Origin of the sequence: Bradyrhizobium sp. CIR48 (assembly GCF_014198315.1) — a bacterium.
In the GTDB taxonomy this organism is placed as follows: domain Bacteria; phylum Pseudomonadota; class Alphaproteobacteria; order Rhizobiales; family Xanthobacteraceae; genus Bradyrhizobium.
In genome coordinates this window covers 287278-305462 of sequence record NZ_JACIHG010000004.1, presented here as the reverse complement: position 1 = coordinate 305462, position 18185 = coordinate 287278, and the positions used below count along the sequence as shown (strand labels likewise).

General features: G+C 64.9%; 18 protein-coding genes. 8 read left to right on the top strand and 10 right to left on the bottom strand.

Annotated elements, in window-relative coordinates:
• Positions 1-132 precede the first annotated feature (132 nt).
• Positions 133-1449, top strand: a complete 1317-nt coding sequence (locus tag GGD66_RS15030) for a mechanosensitive ion channel family protein (protein ID WP_183258230.1) — start codon at positions 133-135, stop codon at positions 1447-1449.
• A gap of 185 nt (positions 1450-1634) precedes the next feature.
• Entirely contained in the window at positions 1635-2456 is an 822-nt protein-coding gene (gene map, locus GGD66_RS15025; RefSeq protein ID WP_183258229.1) for a type I methionyl aminopeptidase, read from the top strand.
• 119 nt (positions 2457-2575) lie between these two features.
• On the opposite strand, the gene GGD66_RS15020 is transcribed toward map, so the two are convergent.
• The gene (locus GGD66_RS15020; RefSeq protein WP_183258228.1) at positions 2576-3172 is read right to left on the bottom strand and encodes a bifunctional transcriptional activator/DNA repair enzyme AdaA; all 597 of its coding nucleotides are present in this window, start codon (positions 3170-3172) and stop codon (positions 2576-2578) included.
• Positions 3173-3301: 129 nt separating this feature from the next.
• On the opposite strand from GGD66_RS15020, the gene GGD66_RS15015 reads away from it, so the two are divergent.
• Positions 3302-4249 (top strand): DMT family transporter, encoded by a 948-nt coding sequence (locus GGD66_RS15015; protein WP_183258227.1) that lies wholly within the window; start codon positions 3302-3304, stop codon positions 4247-4249.
• Positions 4250-4289: 40 nt separating this feature from the next.
• Positions 4290-5003: a RadC family protein gene (gene radC, locus GGD66_RS15010; protein ID WP_183258226.1), complete on the top strand. Its 714-nt coding sequence runs from the start codon at positions 4290-4292 to the stop codon at positions 5001-5003.
• Between the two features lie 60 nt (positions 5004-5063).
• On the opposite strand, the gene GGD66_RS15005 is transcribed toward radC, so the two are convergent.
• The 8 genes from GGD66_RS15005 to GGD66_RS14970 all read right to left on the bottom strand — a co-directional run bounded on the left by GGD66_RS15005 (position 5064) and on the right by GGD66_RS14970 (position 10725).
• Positions 5064-5369, bottom strand: a complete 306-nt coding sequence (locus tag GGD66_RS15005) for a hypothetical protein (RefSeq protein WP_026201668.1) — start codon at positions 5367-5369, stop codon at positions 5064-5066.
• Positions 5370-5453: 84 nt separating this feature from the next.
• Positions 5454-5774 (bottom strand): hypothetical protein, encoded by a 321-nt coding sequence (locus tag GGD66_RS15000; RefSeq protein ID WP_183258225.1) that lies wholly within the window; start codon positions 5772-5774, stop codon positions 5454-5456.
• A gap of 129 nt (positions 5775-5903) precedes the next feature.
• Complete coding sequence (locus GGD66_RS14995; RefSeq protein WP_092261244.1) at positions 5904-6278, bottom strand: hypothetical protein; 375 nt, start codon at positions 6276-6278, stop codon at positions 5904-5906.
• A 102-nt stretch (positions 6279-6380) separates the two neighbouring features.
• Positions 6381-7073, bottom strand: a complete 693-nt coding sequence (locus GGD66_RS14990) for an AprI/Inh family metalloprotease inhibitor (RefSeq protein ID WP_183258224.1) — start codon at positions 7071-7073, stop codon at positions 6381-6383.
• Entirely contained in the window at positions 7073-8062 is a 990-nt protein-coding gene (locus GGD66_RS14985; RefSeq protein WP_183258223.1) for a 2-hydroxyacid dehydrogenase, read from the bottom strand. The genes GGD66_RS14990 and GGD66_RS14985 overlap by 1 nt, the downstream gene beginning before the upstream one ends.
• On the bottom strand, positions 8062-8880 hold the full coding sequence (locus tag GGD66_RS14980) for an ABC transporter permease (protein ID WP_183258222.1): 819 nt from the start codon (positions 8878-8880) through the stop codon (positions 8062-8064). The genes GGD66_RS14985 and GGD66_RS14980 overlap by 1 nt, the downstream gene beginning before the upstream one ends.
• Positions 8877-9692: an ABC transporter ATP-binding protein gene (locus tag GGD66_RS14975; RefSeq protein ID WP_183258221.1), complete on the bottom strand. Its 816-nt coding sequence runs from the start codon at positions 9690-9692 to the stop codon at positions 8877-8879. Before GGD66_RS14975 ends, GGD66_RS14980 begins: the two co-directional genes overlap by 4 nt.
• Before the next feature lie 10 nt (positions 9693-9702).
• The gene (locus GGD66_RS14970; RefSeq protein WP_183258220.1) at positions 9703-10725 is read right to left on the bottom strand and encodes an ABC transporter substrate-binding protein; all 1023 of its coding nucleotides are present in this window, start codon (positions 10723-10725) and stop codon (positions 9703-9705) included.
• Between the two features lie 164 nt (positions 10726-10889).
• On the opposite strand from GGD66_RS14970, the gene GGD66_RS14965 reads away from it, so the two are divergent.
• From GGD66_RS14965 to GGD66_RS14955, 3 genes are all read left to right on the top strand, one after another.
• Positions 10890-11696, top strand: coding sequence for a creatininase family protein (locus GGD66_RS14965; RefSeq protein ID WP_092261249.1), 807 nt, complete (start codon positions 10890-10892; stop codon positions 11694-11696).
• A 141-nt stretch (positions 11697-11837) separates the two neighbouring features.
• Positions 11838-12101 (top strand): hypothetical protein, encoded by a 264-nt coding sequence (locus GGD66_RS14960; protein ID WP_028143817.1) that lies wholly within the window; start codon positions 11838-11840, stop codon positions 12099-12101.
• 391 nt (positions 12102-12492) lie between these two features.
• A complete protein-coding gene (locus GGD66_RS14955; protein ID WP_183258219.1) occupies positions 12493-14463 on the top strand; it encodes a carbohydrate porin in 1971 nt (656 codons plus the stop codon).
• Positions 14464-14573: 110 nt separating this feature from the next.
• On the opposite strand, the gene GGD66_RS14950 is transcribed toward GGD66_RS14955, so the two are convergent.
• Positions 14574-16649 (bottom strand): methyl-accepting chemotaxis protein, encoded by a 2076-nt coding sequence (locus GGD66_RS14950; RefSeq protein WP_183258218.1) that lies wholly within the window; start codon positions 16647-16649, stop codon positions 14574-14576.
• Positions 16650-16875: 226 nt separating this feature from the next.
• Between GGD66_RS14950 and GGD66_RS14945 the strand changes: the two genes are divergently transcribed.
• Positions 16876-18171 carry a hemolysin family protein gene (locus tag GGD66_RS14945; protein ID WP_092261253.1) on the top strand — a complete coding sequence of 432 codons (1296 nt, stop codon included), beginning with the start codon at positions 16876-16878 and terminating at the stop codon, positions 18169-18171.
• Positions 18172-18185: the final 14 nt, after the last annotated feature.

The following is an 18185-nucleotide window of genomic DNA, read 5'->3' as shown; positions in this document are numbered from 1 at the left end:
CTCGCGGCAATCTGCCCGCATTTTACGGCCTTAACGCACTTCACTTCACGGTGTATCGATGGCCCGGCCGCGCTCTTTGTGGGATTCTGCGGCTCCCTCGAATCAATTCCTCCCCGCTTGCCGACGAGACCGATGGACATGGACCTCAAGGACTTCATGGAGTTCGTGCAGACCACCGCGCGCAGCGTCGGGGCGGAAATCTCCTCGCCCTGGTTCTACCTGCAATTCGGCCTCATCCTGGCCGCAGCCGGCATCGCCTATGCCGCGGAGACCGGCGTGCGCAATCGGGTCGACATGACCGCGCTGACCATGCGCTGGCCGCTGCCGCTTCGGCACTTCGCCCGGGTGATGGTCTCCAGCGCCTCGACGGCGGTGTTCACTTTGCTCGTGATCATCTCGCGCGTGGTGATGTATCACGCGACCTGGCCGAGCCGTTCCTATCTGCTGATGGTCGCCGCCAAGCTGGGCTTCGCCTGGCTCGTGATCCGGCTGGTGACCTCGGTGCTGCGCAATGCCTTCATCGTCCGCCTGGTGTCGATCACGGCGTGGCTTCTCGCCGCGCTCTCGATCCTCGGCCAGCTCGATACGACGGTCGACCTGCTCGATTCCTACGCGATCGTGCTCGGCGGCCTCAGGCTGACCCCGCTGCTGGTCCTCAAGGCCGGCGCGCTCCTGCTGATCGCGCTGTGGCTCACCAACATCGCGAGCAATTTCGCCGAGAGCCGGATCAACGCAACCACCGATCTGACGCCGTCCGTGCAGGTGCTGCTGGTCAAGATCATCCGCATCGGGCTTCTTGCCGTCGCAATCGTCATTGCGCTCGGCGCGGTCGGCATCGACCTGTCGGCGCTTGCGGTGTTCTCCGGCGCGGTCGGCGTCGGCATCGGTATCGGCCTGCAGAAGATCGTGGCCAACTTCATCTCGGGCATCATCCTGCTCGCCGACAAATCGGTGAAGCCCGGCGACCTCGTCACCATCGGCGACAATACCGGCCGCATCAGCGCGATGAAGACGCGTTACATTTCCGTCGCCGCCGGCGACGGCCGCGAGTTCCTGGTGCCGAACGAGGATCTGGTGACGCAGAAGGTCGTCAACTGGACCTATACCGACAAGAACACGCTGGTGAAGATCGCCTTCGGCATCAATTACGACGCCGACCCCCGCCTGGTCACCAAGCTCGCCGCCGAGACCGCCGCGGCCCATCCGCGCGCGACCAAGGGCAAGCCGCCGAACTCCATCCTGACCGAGTTCGCGGAAGCCGGAATGAAGTTCTCGCTGACCTTCTGGATCGCGGACCCCGACGGCATGGACAACGTCAAGAGCGACGTGATGCTGGCACTGTGGGACGCCTTCAAGCGCGAGGGCATCCGGGTTCCCTACCCCGTCCGCGAAATCCGCATCCGCGGCGGCGCGCTGCCGGTGGAAACCACCGTAGAAGTCCCGAATTAGGCCCGCTTTCGGGCGCAACAGGCGGCAAGATCCTTGTTTTGACGCGTTTTCTTCACACGAACCGGTAGCCACGTCGCTCGAAAACGCTCCGCCTTGGCTTGCGCGAAGGCCCGCAATCATTAAATTGGGGCCTGAAATCAAGACTTTCCGCCGATATCGAGCCCACCTCAGAAGATTGCGCCCGCATGAGCTACGTCGAAGCCTCCGATACCTCCCTGCGCAAGACCGGACAGATCAAGCTGCATGGGCCGAGCGCCTTTGCCGGCATGCGCAAGGCGGGCGCGCTGGTGGCGAAGTGCCTCGACGAGCTCACCGACATCGTCGGGCCCGGCGTGCCGACCGAGCGCATCGACGAATTCGTCCGCGACTTCGCTTTCAGCAACAATGCCTATCCGGCGACGCTGATGTATCGCGGCTATCGCTACTCGACCTGCACCTCGCTCAACCATGTGGTCTGCCACGGCATGCCCGGTGACCGTCCACTGAAGGAAGGCGACATCGTCAACATCGACGTCACCTTCATTGTCGACGGCTGGTATGGCGATTCCAGCCGGATGTATGCGGTCGGCCCGATCGCACGCAAGGCCGAGCGGCTGATCGAGGTGACCTATGAAGCGATGATGCGCGGCATCGCCGCGGTGAAGCCCGGCGCCACCACCGGCGACATCGGTCACGCCATCCAGAGCTTCGTCGAGCCGCAGGGCATGAGCGTGGTGCGCGATTTCTGCGGCCACGGTCTGGGCCGCATGTTCCACGACGAGCCGAACATCATTCATATCGGCCGGCCCGGCGAAGGCGTGCAGCTCAAGCCCGGCATGTTCTTCACCATCGAGCCGATGATCAATCTCGGCAAGCCGCACGTGAAGATTCTCTCCGACGGCTGGACTGCCGTCACCCGCGACCGATCGCTGTCAGCACAGTTCGAGCACTCCGTCGGCGTCACCGCTGATGGCGTCGAGATTTTTACACTGTCGGAGCGGCACGGCGAGAAGCAGATCGGGCAGTAATAACCCGTCATTCCGGGGCGCTACGCAAGCAGTGACTATGTGCGCCCTTGCGCACCTGAGAATCTCGAGATTCCGGGTTCACTCGCTGACGCGAGCGCCCCGGAATGACAACCAAATTCCTATCGCTTGCGGCGGAATGACGACGGCGCCCGCTTGTAGGTCGTGATGAAGGCGTCGTTGAAGCGGCGCACACTGCCGAAGCCGGCAGCGAACGCAATCTCCGCCAATGTCATTCCGGTCTGGTCGATCAGCCGCTTGGCCTCCTGCACGCGCCGGGTTGCTGCGATCGCGCTGGGGCTGGCGCCGGCGTGGCGCATGAACAGGCGCAGCAGATGACGCGGCCCGACGCCAAGGGCCTCCGCAAGCTCCGTCATCGACGCCCGATCCAGAAAACCGTCATCGATCAGCCGCATGCCGCGCGCGACTGTCGTAGCCGTTCCCATCCAGGCCGGAGAGCCCGGCGCTGTTTCCGGCCGGCAGCGCAAACACGGGCGGAAGCCGGCCCGCTCGGCGGCCGCCGCGGTCGCATAGAAGGTGACGTTCTCGGAACGGGCGGGGCGAACCGGACAGACCGGCCGGCAATAGATGCGCGTCGAGCGCACCCCGGAGAAGAACAGCCCGTCGAATGCGCGCGCACGCGCCAGGCGCGCCCGATCGCAAGTGTCCCAGTCGAGATGCGGTGGCAGCGTTTGCCGGGGTGCCGAGCCTGTCGCCATGGTGGAAGACTAACGTTCGCATGGCGCGCCGAGTAGCTGAAATCGGACTCGACCGGGCGATGAGGTCCGAATTCAGCCAGCCTGCAACGCCGCTCCGGATCATGGTGCCGATCGCTTCAGGAGCAAAGCATGAGCGCACAGCCGCAACAGACCACGTCACCGCAAACCGGTCTCGCATTCGAGATCGGGCTCCTGCTGCTGCTTTCGCTGATCTGGGGCAGTTCGTTCACGCTCATCAAGATCGCGGTCCCGACGATTCCGCCCATCACGATGGTTGCCGCGCGGGTGACGATCGCGGCCATTATCCTGATCGTGCTCGCAGCCTCGCAGGGACACACCCTGCCCCGCCACGGATCGGTGTGGGCGGCGTTCGCCGTGCAAGGGCTGTTGCAAAGCGCGCTGCCCTTCGCCCTGATCAGCTGGGGCGAGATGCATATCGCAAGCGGTCTTGCCGGCGTGCTCAATGCGACCCCGCCGATGTTCGTGCTGATGATCGCATTGATGACCGGGCGCGGACGTCAGGCGATCAGCGGCCGGAAGATCCTCGGCGTTGCGCTCGGACTTGCGGGCGTTGCCGTGACGATGGGCGCCGACGCGCTATCGGGGATCGGCACGGCCAACCCGCTGGCGCAGATGGCGGTGCTCGGCGCCAGCCTCTGCTACGCGCTCGCGCCGATCTGGGGACAGCGGTTCGCGGGCCTCCCCGCAATTGTCACGGCGGCCGGGGCGATGAGCTGCGCCGCGCTTCTCATGCTCCCGGCCGCCGCCGTTCTCGAACGGCCGTGGACGCTGGCACCGCCGCCCGCGCAGGCGATCGCGGCGGTGGTCGCTCTCGCGGTGGTCTGCACCGCCTTCGCGATGGTGATCTATTTCCGGCTGATCCACACGCTCGGCCCGCTCGGCACGACCAGCGGCAGCTATCTGCGCGCAGGCTTTGCCGTGGCGCTCGGCACCGCCATTCTCGGCGAGCACTTGGCCTGGTCCAGCCTTGCTGGAATGATGCTCATTCTCGCCGGGGTGGTGACGGTCACGGCGCCCGCTCTCGGGAAATCGGCCGGCGCGCCGGCGCGCAATTGACGGTTGCAAAAGCGCTAGCCCCCGGCGATGCTGGCGGCCGATGCCCGCCAAGCCGGACCACGACAAGAGCAAGCCTGAGGACGCGCCGCATTATCACGGCCATCGCGAGCGGCTGCGCGAGCGCTTCTACAATGCCGGCTCGGATGCGCTGAGCGACTACGAGCTCCTGGAGATGGCGCTGTTTCCGGCGCTGCCGCGGCGCGACACCAAGCCGCTCGCCAAAACGCTGATCAAGACCTTCGGCTCGTTCGCCGAGGTCGTGCACGCGCCGGTGACGCGCTTGCGCGAGGTTGACGGCATCGGCGAGGCCGCGATCAACCAGCTCAAGCTGATCGCGGCTGCCGCGAGCCGAGTGAGCAAGGGCGAGGTCAACAGCCGCAACGCGCTGTCGTCCTGGAACGAGGTGATCGATTATTGCCGCTCCAGCATGGCCTTTGCCGACAAGGAGCAGTTTCGCCTGCTGTTCCTCGACAAGCGCAACCAGCTCATCGCCGACGAGGTGCAGCAGACCGGCACCGTCGACCACACCCCGGTGTATCCGCGCGAAGTGATCAAGCGCGCGCTGGAATTATCGGCGACCGCGCTGATCCTGGTGCACAACCATCCCTCAGGCGATCCCTCGCCCTCGCAGGCGGATATCCAGATGACGAAGGCGATCATCGACATCGCAAAACCGCTCGGCATCGCCGTGCACGATCACATCATCGTCGGCAAGAGCGGGCATGCGAGCCTGCGCGGGATGCGGTTGATCTAGGGCGAGACACCGTCCGTCGCGATGCGCGTTGCGGGCGCTCGCCAAGAACGCGATGATCGCTCAGTAGCAATACCTGTGATCGACCCGGACGTAGTAGCCGTCCGGCCTCTGCATGTAGCAGCCGCGCTGATAGGCGTAGTAGCCGGAGCGGCGGCGCTCGCCTTCGGAGGCGATCGCGGCGCCCGTGCCGGCACCGACGACGGCGCCGATGGCAGCACCGCGGCCTCCGCCGAGCGCACCACCGAGGATCGCCCCACCGACGCCGCCGATGATCGCGCCGCCGATGGCATCCTGGGCCGCGGCCTCATGCACCGGCACCGCCATCGCAACCGTCAGACACACCGCCATTCCAACAGCTCGAAGCATCCCGAATCCTCCCGGTTGATGCCGCCAGTCATAGCGCTCGGGACGGCGCCGGACCAGACCAATTGTCGCAGCCAGCGCGGGGCCTCAGGCCGAAGGACCCTTGCCCAGGGCAAACGAGAGCACGATCGCGTTCGGTGCCTGCTTGAATTCCCTGGTCACCGTCTCGCGCACGAGGCCGGCGAGGTCGCCCAACGGCTTGGTCTGATAAAGGCCCGGAAACATGACCGTCACCGATGCGAGGCGGCCATTGCGCCAGTTGAAACCGACCTGCGGCCTGACGCCGGTCGATTGCTCGAGATCGCCCTCCACGGCCCGTGCGTGCTGCATTCCGTCTTTCAGCGCGCCAAAGGCATCGCAGCCGGACAGGGCAAAGGCGGGGACAATGACGACGACGGCTCTGAACATCGAAGGGCCCGAACGGAATTCATGCTCTACGCTGGATTGCAGCGACCGTATCATGCACCATGTCATGCAGGCCACAGAAAAGACGTGGCGGCCGCCGAGCCGGCGGCGCACTTGCCTCCAGGCCTAAGATTACGGTTCGACCCAGCGCTGCACGGCCTCGACGGTATCGGCGGGCGTGGTGTTGAAGCAGATCGCAGCGTCAGGCGCGAGGCGGTGGACGAGGTTGAGCACCTTCTCGAACAGCACGAGGCGTTCCTTCGGCTCGCGCAGGCCGGCGCCGATCACGATGCAGTCGAAAGTCTCGTCGCGGAGCGCCGCCGTGACGCTGGCTTCCGCGGTGGCGTCGAGATCGATCAGGCAGCTCGTGACCTCGAAGCCGAGATCGCGCAGGCGCAACAGCTGCGCCTCGATGTAGGTTCGCACGAGCTCCGGCGTGAGCTGCGGGAATGCGCTGTAGTCGGCACTGCCGGGTTCGATGCCGATCGCGAGGACGCGCTTGGCCATGCCGGATCTCCCAACGAAATCACCTCTTCCGTCAACGAGATGCCCGGTCTGCAGGTTCCGCCTTCGCGTGGCGTCATTCGGCGGCAACGAATGTCGGGCCGCCTATTGACGCAGCATGATCAGGGGATCGGCGGTATCGGGGACGCGCCGCCATTGCGCGTTGTCGTCGGCCTCGAACTGCCAGACGTTGCCCGATTTCGACATCAGGATGATCTGGCCGCGCTCCAGCCGCCATTGCGTCGGGTTGAACTGCGCGATGGCCGCGTCGCATTTCGGCTTGAGGAAGACCTGGAAATTGTCCTGGCCGGCTTCGGTGTTGGTCAGCGTCAGCCCGCAGACCGGCTGGCCGTTGCCGCGCACCATCGACCAGTCGCCGATCATCTGGTCCATCGACTTGGCCATCGAGCGTGCGGCGGCGAGATCCTGCAGGATGTAGACGCCCTCGCCCTGGCGCAGGCCTTCGAAGATGCCGGCCTCGACCTCGGTGAAGTCGATCACGGCTTCACCGGTCGCATCCTGCAGACGGACGATGTCGAGGCCCCTGACGCTCCAGGCAACGATGTCCTTGGTGAAGGGCAGCGCCGCCTTGCAGGCCGGCTCCAGCTCGAGCTTGAAACCCTGCCCCGCGGCATCGCCCTTCATCGTGACGACGCAGGTCTTGCTGCGCTCGGTGGTCGATAGCTCCCACTGCCCGAGCATCTCTTTCTTCAGGCTCGTTGCATCCTGCGCAGGCGCAGCGCCGATCGCGGCCAAGTGGGCCGCGACGGCGAATGCAACGACCCGAAGAATTTTCATCAGCGCCCCTTGAACGGCGTTTCGGCAACCGGCGTCAGCGGCGCCTTGCCTGAGAACCATGACTTGAGGTTGTCGACCACGAGCTGGTCCATCGCGTTGCGCGTCACCACCGAGGCCGAGCCGATATGCGGCAGCAGCACGACGTTCTGCATGGTCTTGAGCTCGTCCGGCACAGTCGGCTCCGCCGCGAACACGTCAAGGCCGGCGGCCAGGATGGTGCCCGACTTGAGCGCCTGCACAAGCGCCGGCTCGTCGACCACCGAGCCGCGTGCGACGTTGACCAGAACGCCGCGCGGGCCGAGCGCCTTGAGCACCTCGGCATTGATCATCTTGTTGGTCGAGGCGCCGCCGGGCACGATCACCATCAGCGTGTCCACCGCCTTCGCCATCTCGATCAGATCAGGGTAGTGCTTGTAGGAGACGTCCTTGGACGGGTTTCGCGAGTGGTAGACCACCGGCACCAGCGAGGCATCGAGCCGGCGCGCGATGGCCTGCCCGATCCGGCCCATGCCGACGATGCCGACCTTGCGGTCGCGCAGCGAGCCGACGCTGAGCGGATAGTTCTGCGTCTGCCAGAGCCCGGAGCGCACGTAGCGGTCGGCCTTGATGAATTCGCGCAAGGTGGAGATCAGCAGGCCCATCGCGACGTCGGCGACCTCCTCGGTCAGCACGTCGGGCGTGTTGGTGACGATGATGTTGTGCTCGGCGGCATATTTGGCATCGACGTGGTCGTAGCCGACGCCGAAGCTTGCCACCATCTCGATCTTGGGCAGCTGCGACAGCGAACCCTTGTCGGCACGAACGGTGTGATAGGTCACCGCGACGCCACGGATTTTTTCGCGGATCGCCGGCGTCAGCCGTTCGAGGTCGCCGTGCGTCTCGGCCTTGTGCACGACGAAATGGTCGGAAAACCCGTTCTCGAGGATCGGCCGCACCGGCCCATAGATCAGAAGGTCGATCTTTTCGGACGAAATCGAACCGGCAGCCATCAGTTTTCCTTTCCAAGCGCGCTCTCATGCCAGCGCCGTAAAACGAGGTGCGAAACTAGCGCCAGCACCCCATAGATGACAATCCCGGCAAGCGACAACAAAAGCAGCGCTGCGAACATGCGGGGTATGTTCAATCGATAGCCTGATTCCGCGATCCTGTAGGCAAGCCCGGAGCCGGCGCCCGCTGTTCCGGCCGCGATCTCGGCCACGACCGCGCCGATCAGCGACAGGCCGCCTGCGATGCGCAGGCCGCCGAGGATGTAGGGCAGCGCCGCGGGCAGCTTGAGAAAGCGCAGCGTCTGCGGCTTTGAGGCGCCATAGAGCTGGAACAGGCCGGCAAGGTTGCGATCGACCGAATTGAGCCCGAGCGTGGTGTTGGACAGCACCGGGAAGAAGGCGACAATGAAGGCGCAGACGACGACTGCGGTTTGCTGCTCCAGGTAGATCAGGAGCAGCGGCGCAATCGCGATGACAGGGGTGACCTGGAGGACGATGGCATAGGGGAACAGCGAATATTCCACCCATTTCGACTGGTTGAACAACAGCGCCAGCGCGATGCCGCCGATGCTGGCCGCGGCAAAACCTTCGAGCGTGGTCAGCAGCGTGGTGGCGAGCGATTGTGACAGCACCGCCCAGTCCTTGATGAGCGTCAGGACGATGACGGAGGGCGCCGGCAGCACGTAAGGCGGGATGTCCTTGATGCGGACCATGAGTTCCCAGGCGAGGATGCCGACCGCGAACACGATGACGGGAAGCCCAAAGCGCATCGCGCGTTGCGCGCCTCGCGGTTTTGCGGTGACGGGGGCTTGCGCGTTCATAACGTCGACTGCCCCGAATAGGATGGCGCCAGCGCCGCCGAGACCTTCCGGCAATAATCGGAATAGGCCGCGGAGGTGCGAAACGCCTCGCCGTGCGGCTCGACCGTCTCGATGCGGATATCGGCCTGGATGCGGCCGGGCCGCGCCGTCATCACCACCACGCGCTGCGACAGATAGACGGATTCGAACACCGAATGGGTGACGAAGATGACGGTCTTGCCGAGGCTGCGCCACAGCGCGAGCAGATCATTGTTGAGGCGGAAGCGCGTGATCTCGTCGAGCGCGGCGAACGGCTCGTCCATCAGCAGGATATCCGGATCGGTGACCAGCGCGCGCGCCAGCGACACCCGCATCTTCATGCCGCCGGAGAGCTCGCGCGGAAAGGCATCGGCGAAATCGGCGAGCCCGACGCTGGCCAGCGCCGCGTCGGCACGCCCGCGCGCCTCGGCCTTCGGCACGCTCGCGAGCCTCAGCGGCAGCCGCACATTCTCGCGCACACTGGTCCAGGGCATCAGGGTCGGCTCCTGAAACACGAAGCCGATGCCGTGGCCCGGCAGCACCTCGCCTTCGTGACGCGCCACCCGCACGATGCCTGACGACGGCGCGCTGAGCTCCGCGATCAACCGCAGCACCGTCGACTTGCCGCAGCCGGACGGACCCAGCAGCGAGATGAACTCGCCCTTGCGGACAGTGAGGTCGAACGGGCCGAGCGCCATGACGCCATTGTCATAGGTCTTCGTCACGCCGCGCAGGCTGACGGCGAGATGCGTCAGGCCGGCGTCGGCCGCGGACGAGGTTTTGCCTGATGACATCGAGCTTGCGCTACGGCTTGCTCGGGCGCAGCTCGACGCCGACGCCCTTGTTGACGAAGCGCAGCGTGTAGGATTTGCGGAAGTCGAGTTCGGGCTTCACGACCCCGGCCTTGACCATCTTGTTGAAGAAGGAGGTGTAGCGCTCGTCGCTCATCGCGCCGATGCCGTTCTTCAGGCTATCGCCGGAATCGACGATGCCATGCTCCTTCATCTTGGCGACGGAATAAGCGAGCAGGTCGTCGGTCATCTCCGGATTGAGCTTCTTGATCATGGCATTGCCGGCGGAATTGTCGCGGTAGATGTAATTGTACCAGCCGATCATGGAGGCATCGACGAAACGCTGCACCAAATCGGGCTTCTTCTCGACGACGTCGCGGCGCGTCTCGATCAGGGTCGAATAGGTGTTGAAGCCGTAATCGGCCAGCAGCAGCACGTTGGGCTTGAAGCCGGCGGCCTTCTCGACCGCGAAGGGCTCGGAGGTGACATAGCCCTGCATCGCGCTCTTGGGATTGGCGATGAAGGGTTGCGGGTTGAAATTATAGGGCCGCACGTTCTTCTCGTTGAAGCCGTATTCGGACTTCAGCCACTGGAAATAGCTGGTCATGCCCTCCTTGGAGACGAACAGCGTCAGCGGCTTGAGGTCCTCGATCTTGCTGACCTTGGCATCCGGCTGCGTCAACATCACCTGCGGATCTTTCTGGAAGATCGCGGCGATGGTCACGACGGGGACGTTGTTGGCGATCGCGTCGAACGACATCAGCGTGTTCGCGGCCATGAAGAAATCGATCTTGCCGGCGATCAGCAGCATCCGGTTGTTCTCGTTGGGACCGCCGGGAACGATGGTGACGTCGAGCCCGTATTTCTTGTAGGTGCCGTCGGCGACCGCCTGGAAGAAGCCGCCATGCTCGGCCTCGGCGACCCAGTTGGTGCCGAAGGTGACCTTGTCCAGCGTCTCGGCACGCGCCTCGGCGCTGCAGACGAAAGCAGCCATCAAGCCCGCAATGAACGCTCTGCGCAGATGAAAGGGGGTCATAATGGCACTCCGTCGATCGCTTCTGGCCAATCGCTTCTGGCTCATGTGAACGCAACGCGATAAAACCGCATGACGTCAGGGGACGCGAGCCGGCCGGGCCCGCATCCCCTGATACCCCAAATTACGTGACAAATTCGGGCAATGAAACCTCCAAAGAAAACTCAATGATGCCATCCCGCGACTGGACCGAAATCCGCTGGGCCGAGACAACCCCTGCGGAATCGTCGCGCTGGATCGCGGTGCTGCCGCTGGCGGCGACCGAGCAGCACGGCCCGCATCTGCCGTTCGAGACCGACGTGCTGATCGCGAACGCCTATCTTGCGCGCGTGCGCGAGCTTCTGCCCGACAACGTTCCGGCCAGTTTTCTTCCCGTCGAACCGGTCGGGATTTCCACCGAGCATATCGACTATCCCGGCACGCAGACGCTGCCGACTGAAACCGCGCTGAAGCGATGGACCGGGATCGGCGAGGACGTCGCGCGTCGCGGCGTGAAGAAGCTCGTCATCATCACCAGCCATGGTGGCAACAGCGCGGCCATGATGCTGATCGCGCAGGATCTGCGCGCGCATCAGAAACTGTTCGTGGTGACGACGTCCTGGTCGCGGCTGTCAGGCGCCGACAAATTGTTCCCGGCCGACGAGGTGCGCCACGGCATCCACGGCGGCGCGGTCGAAACCTCGATCATGCTGGCGCGCTTTCCCGATCAGGTGCGCAAGGAGGCGATCGCGGATTTTCCGGCGAGCAGCATCGCGCTGGAGCAGCAATATCGCTGGCTGTCGACGCAGCGGCCGGCGCCCTTCGCCTGGCAGGCACAGGATCTCAACGCCAGCGGCGCCGTCGGCAATGCGACATTGGCCGTGGCCGCGAAGGGCGAGCAACTGATCGATCAAGGCGCTCGTGCTTTTTGCGAGCTCCTCAGCGAGGTCGATAACTTCGACGTGAACAGGCTCGCCAAAGGGCCGCTCGGCTAGCCGACATCCTATTGTAATCATTTACAAAAACTAATTTCTCCGGGAGCGAATTTGCCACATTCGAACCGGACACGGGGAGCCTCCGTCAAACTAGGCACGCGGGCCACAACGGACCGCCTCAACCCCGGATGGAGTTTTCACATGTCGATCAAGACCAAGATTGCCGCTCTCGCTCTCGCGACCCTCGCCGTCACCGGCAGCATCGTGTCCACCACCTCCTCGGCCGAAGCCAAGCAGCCCGGTTGGGTCTGGGGTGTCGGTGCCGGCATCGCCACCGCCGCCGTCGTCGGCTCCGCGATCGCCGCCAATAACGACCCCTATTACTACGGCTATCACCGCTGCGGCTGGGTCGCCCAGTACAACGCTTTCGGCCAGTACGTCGGCCGCGTTCGTAGCTGCTACTGATTTGAGTACCTGAGGCCGATCTTACGTGGATCCTGCGTCCGACACGGGCGCCTCATCCACCCCGTGTCGTGCCCCCGACCCGCCCGGTTGTCCCCCCGGGCGGGTCATTCTTTTTTTGCCGGGAGTTTGTTGCCGTCCCGTCACACAGCGGTGCGAACCATCGCGTGCGGCAATCTTCATCAGTTGCTATTGCGAATTAATCGCAATAAGGTTCGCGGCAAGTTCAGGAACTTGGGACGAAATCGCGTCGAATCGAGATCATCTCGATGACGCGAGCAACCAAGACCTGATGACAGGGCCGCCGCGAATCGGCAGGGATATCGCGGCGGGTGGGACACATTCGCGTTTGGGGGCGTGCGTTTTGACGTTGAGAGGTCACCGTTACAGGTATTTGCGGACGGCCGCGGCGATTGCCTCGGGCGTGCTTTCTTTTCCCGCCGTGGGCCGTGCAGCCGATCTGCCGCTGAAGGCGCCGGCGCTGAGAGCTGTCTATGACTGGACCGGCCTCTATATCGGCGCGCATGCCGGCTACGGCCGCGGCTCATCGCACTTTGCGCTGAACGACGGCACAGGGATCAACGACAACGGCGTCTTCAGCGGCATGATCGGCGGCGTGCAGGCCGGCTACAATTACCGGCTCAATTCCGGCTGGCTGGTCGGCGTCGAAGGCGATTTCACGTTTCCCAACTACATCACGTCGAATTCGATCGTCTCCTTCCTGGCGACGCCCGGCAACACCGTCACCCAGCAATGGGACTACGCCGCCAGCCTGCGCGGCCGCGTCGGCTACACCAGCGGTCCGTGGCTCGTCTACGCCACCGGCGGCTTTGCCTGGATGGGCGAGCGCTATTTCGACGCGCCGGCCTCCGGCGCCGAAGTCCCGAAAATCCTGAACACGCGGCCCGGCTGGATCGCCGGTGCCGGCGTCGAATACGGCTTCGCGCCGCATTGGAGCGCACGGCTCGAATATCTCTACAGCCGCTTCGACGGCGCCAATGTCGCCTTCTCCACGGGGGCCCAATACAGCTCCTCGTCGCTGGACTTCCAGCAGGTCAGGCTCGGCCTTAACCGCAAGGTCGATTGGCCGGGCATGCCCAGCTACAATCCGAAAAGCTCCCTGATCGACACCGAATCGGATCGCTGGGAGATTCACGGCCAGAGCACCTATCTGCCGCAAGGCTATCCCTCGTTCCCCGCGCTCTACACCGGGCCGAACTCGCTCACGCCGTCGCGGCAAGCCAAGGCGACGTGGAGCAACAGCCTGTTCCTGAACGCGCGGCTGTGGGACGGCGGCGAGGTCTATTACAATCCCGAGCTGCTCCAGGGATTTGGACTGAGCGACACCGTGGGCGCGGCTGGCTTCCCGAACGGCGAAGCGCAGAAGTCGAACTTCCCCTATCCGCATTACAACACCTCGCGCCTGTTCGTGCGACAGACCTTCGGCTTCGGCGGCGAGCAGGAAGAGCTCGCCAGCGGCCAGTTGCAGCTCGGGCAGAAGGTCGACGTGTCCCGCCTCACCGTGCAGGCCGGCAAGTTCGCGGTGGTCGACGTGTTCGACGGCAATGCCTACGCCAAGGACACGCGCAAGGATTTCATGAACTGGTCGCTGTGGGCGCCTGGCGCCTTCGACTATTCCGCCGACAAGGTCGGCCTCACCTACGGCGTCACCGCCGAGTTCAATCAGAAGCAATGGGCGCTGCGCGGCGGCTATTTCCTGATGGTCGCGGAGCCCAATGCAAATCATTTCGATACCAGGGCCGGAGAGCGCGGCCAGTACGTGATCGAGCTCGAGACGCGTTTCTCGCTGTTCGGGCAGCCCGGCAAGCTCAGGACCATGGGCTGGCTCGACAGCGCCAATATGGGCAGCTTCCGCGAGACGCTGAATAATCCCGCGCTCAACCTCGACATCGCGCAGACCCGGCGCGGCCGTATCAAGGTCGGCTATGTCGTCAACCTCGAGCAGGCGATCACCGAGGATGTCGGACTGTTCAGCCGCTGGAGCTGGAACGACGGCAAGAGCGAGACGATCGCTTTCACCGACATCAACCGCAGCCTGTCGGCTGGTCTTTCGATCAAGGGCACGAAATGGGGCCGGCCTGACGACGTGATCGGCATCGGCGGCGCGATCAACGCGATTTCACAGGACTACCGCGACTTCCTCGCCGCCGGCGGCCTCGGCGTGCTGATCGGCGACGGCGCGCTCAACTACCGCAAGGAGCGCATCCTCGAAACCTACTACGCTTACGCGCTGAACAAGAATCTGACGCTCACCGCCGACTACCAACTCATCGTCAACCCCGCCTATAATGCCGACCGCGGACCGGTGTCGGTGTTTTCGGGGAGGCTGCACGGCGAGTTCTGAGCCGCGGCGCGAGTGCGGCGAAATCAGGTGGTGGCCGTTTCACCTCTCCCGCTTGCGGGAGAGGGAGCTGACCTCCGTTATGGCAACTAGCCCTGATGCCACCACGCAGTCTAAGCCGCGCGGATCGCGTCCAGGAATTTTCCGACCTCGACCTTGAGGCGCGTGCTCTCGCCGGACAGCGATCGCGCAGAGGTGAGCACGTTGGCGGAGGCTGATCCGGTCTGGCTCGCGCCGCGCTGCACGTCGACGATGCTGGCGGAAACCTGCTGGGTGCCGCGCGCCGCCTGCTGCACGTTGCGGGAAATCTCCCGTGTCGCTGCGCCCTGCTCCTCGACCGCTGCGGCGATTGCGGACGCAATCTCGGACATGCGGGAGATGGTGTCACTGATCGACCTGATGGCGCCGACGGAGTCCTCCGTCGCGGTCTGGATTCCCGTGATCTGCTGGCTGATCTCGCCGGTGGCCTTGGCGGTCTGCTCGGCCAGCGCCTTGACCTCGGAGGCGACCACCGCAAAGCCGCGCCCGGCCTCGCCGGCGCGCGCCGCCTCGATGGTGGCGTTGAGCGCCAGAAGATTGGTCTGGCCCGCGATCTGGCTGATGAGCTCGACGACGTCGCCGATCCGCCCCGCTGCCTTGGCGAGCTCGCCGACATAATCGTTGGTCCGCCCCGCCTGCTGCACCGCCTCGCCGGCGATGCGCGCGGAATCCTGCACCTGCCGGCTGATCTCGTCGACCGACGAGGCCATCTCCTCGGCCGCCGCGGCAACGGTCTGCACGTTGGTGGAGGCCTGTTCGGAAGCGGCCGCGACGGTCGCGGTGACCTTTTCCGATTGATCGGCCGTGCTCGTCAGCGTTCCCGCGGACACTTCCAGCTCCGAGGAAGCCGACGACACTGTGTTGATCACGTCGCCGATCATGGCTTCGAAATCGCGCGCGATCTGGTCCATGCGCTGGCTGCGCCGCAGCTTCGCGTCGGCCTCGACCGCGGCCGCCTCGTCGGCGGCCTTCTTGGCGAGCAGTGAATCCTTGAAGTGCTGCAGCGAACCCGCCACCTGGCCGATCTCGTCATTGCGGCCCGTCGCGGGGATCTCGACCTCGTGCTGTCCGGCAGCGAGCGTCCCGATCACGTCCGCGAGCCGGCTGAGCGGCGTCACCACGCGTCTATGCAGCATCATGGTCACGGCACCGAGCGTCCCCAGCAGCGCCAGCACGGCGACACCGCCGAGCGCGAGCATCGCCAGCGCGCCATCGCGCGACGCCGAGGCGCGCTCGGAAGCTTCGGCCAATGCGGCATCGCGCACGCCGTAGAACATCTGGATGGCCGGCACGATGACCTTCGCCAATTCGTCGGCGTTGCTGCTGTACTTGCCGTCACTCCGGGCTGCGGGAATCTCCTTGTCGACGGCAGCCGCGGCTTTTCCAAAATACGATTCCGTTGCCGCCTTCAGCGCGGTCGCGATGCGGGAGGGATTTCCGAGTTGGTCGATGCCGGCCTCGATGCGCTCGCGGTCGGCCTCCACGCGGCCTTGCATGCGATCCATCAGCGACAATTCGCTCGCCGTGAGCGGGCGGCTCGCCGACAGCGCCGGGGACAGCGTGGCTGCTCGGCTGCCGGCCGCAACACGTAGATCCTGGGCCGTCCGTGCCAGGCTCAACAGCGCCGCGAGCGAGGAATCGGCGTTGATGACTTTCGCTTCGAGCCGGTTCATGACCGGTTCGATGTTGCCGATGACGTCGGCAACACCGGGGAGGAAGCCCTTTGTCGCGGCACTGTCGCGCGCCGCCAGGGGAACGCCCATCGCGCGATCGGCAGCGTTAGTGACCTCCTTCAGCCGCCGCGCGGCACGGTCGAGATTCTCCGCAATCGCGCCGCCGTCATCCAGCACCATGACGGCGCGTCTTGCGGCCTCGAAGCCCGCCTCGGCGGCTTTCGCAGCCTTCGTGGCAACTTCGAGCTGTGCCGGTGTTGCGGCGCCTTCCTGGAAGATCGGACCGATATAGGGAGCGCGAAGGCTGGCGACATGCTGGCTGGCCATCAGCGTCGCACCAAAGGCATCGACGGTCTTGATCGCGTCGGAGCGGTTCGTGAAGATGCGCGTCTGGGGTATCAGCACCTCGGCGCCGAGGATGACTGCAAACACCGTCACCGTCAGCATCGACAGCGCGAAAAGCTTCCCGATCCGCATCCCTGGGTCCCCCGCATACATTTCTGCAATGTCGAAAACCTAGCCGGGCGGCCACTAAGAGCCCGTTAAGCAACGGCAGTCCCGTAGTTCCACGGGAGCTCCGCAAGCGTGTCACACGGTTCCCTGGGACGCGAAACGCGGCAAAAATGCCGGCATTTCCTTGCCGAATACCTATATCAAAGCGTGGGCCGACCTATTCGGCCACACTCTTTTCCTCGGAACGTCAATGCTCTCGGTCGAACTCGTCATCGTCGTCGTCCTGATCGTCATCAACGGCCTCTTGTCCATGTCAGAGCTGGCCGTGGTCTCGTCCCGCCCGGCCCGGCTGTCGCTACTCGCCGCCAAGGGCGTGCGCGGCGCCGAGCGGGCGCTGACGCTGGCAGCCGATCCCGGCAAGTTCCTCTCGACGGTGCAGATCGGCATCACGCTGGTCGGCGTGCTCTCCGGCGCGTTCTCCGGCGCGACGCTCGGACAGCGGCTGACGCAATGGCTGCTCGAGCTCGGTCTGTCCACGGGAATTGCCGACATCGTCGGCGTCGGCATCGTCGTGACGCTGATCACCTACGCCACCCTGATCGTCGGTGAGCTGGTGCCGAAACAGGTGGCGCTGCGCGACCCCGAAAGCATCGCGGTCAGGGTCGCGCCCGCCATGCACGTGCTTGCGAAGGTCTCGCTGCCGCTGGTCTTTCTGCTCGATCTCTCGGGCAGGCTGATCCTCACGCTGCTCGGCCGCGGCGGCAAGGCCGAGGAGAAGGTCTCGGAGGACGAGATCCACCACCTCGTCAGCGAGGCCGAGAGCGCGGGCGTGCTCGAGCCCGGTGAGAGGGAGATGATCGCCGGCGTGATGCGGCTCGGCGACCGGCCGGTCGGCGCGGTGATGACGCCGCGCACGGAGGTCGACGAGATCGACCTCAACGACGATCCGGCGGCCATTCGGGAGATCATCGCCAAGAGCCCGCATTCGCGCTTTCCCGTCTCCGACGGGGACCGCGACAAACCGATCGGCGTGCTCCAGGCCAAGGACCTGCTGATCGCCTATATGAACGAACGCAACCCGGACCTGCGCGCGCTGGTGCGCGAGGCGCCCGGCATTCCGGCGTCGGCAGACGCGCGCGACGTACTGACCATCCTGAAAGCCGCGCCGGTCCACGTCGGTTTCGTCTACGACGAATATGGCGGCTTCGAAGGCATGGTGACGGCCGCCGACATCCTCGAATCGATCGTCGGCGCCTTCCATTCGGAGGCCGGACCGCCGGAGCCCGCCTTTGTCAGGCGCGCCGACGATTCGCTGCTGATCTCCGGCTGGATGCCGGTCGACGAATTCGGCGAATTGCTCGGCGTCGAATTGCCGCCGCACCGCTACAACACGGTGGCGGGCCTGGTGCTGCAACAGTTCAACGTGCTGCCTGATACCGGCGATGCCTTCGATTTCGGCGGCTGGCACATCGAGGTGGTCGATCTCGACGGGCGAAGGATCGACAAGATCCTCGCGAGCCGGTTGAGTGAGGTCGAGACGGGGTGAAATTGAGCGATAGC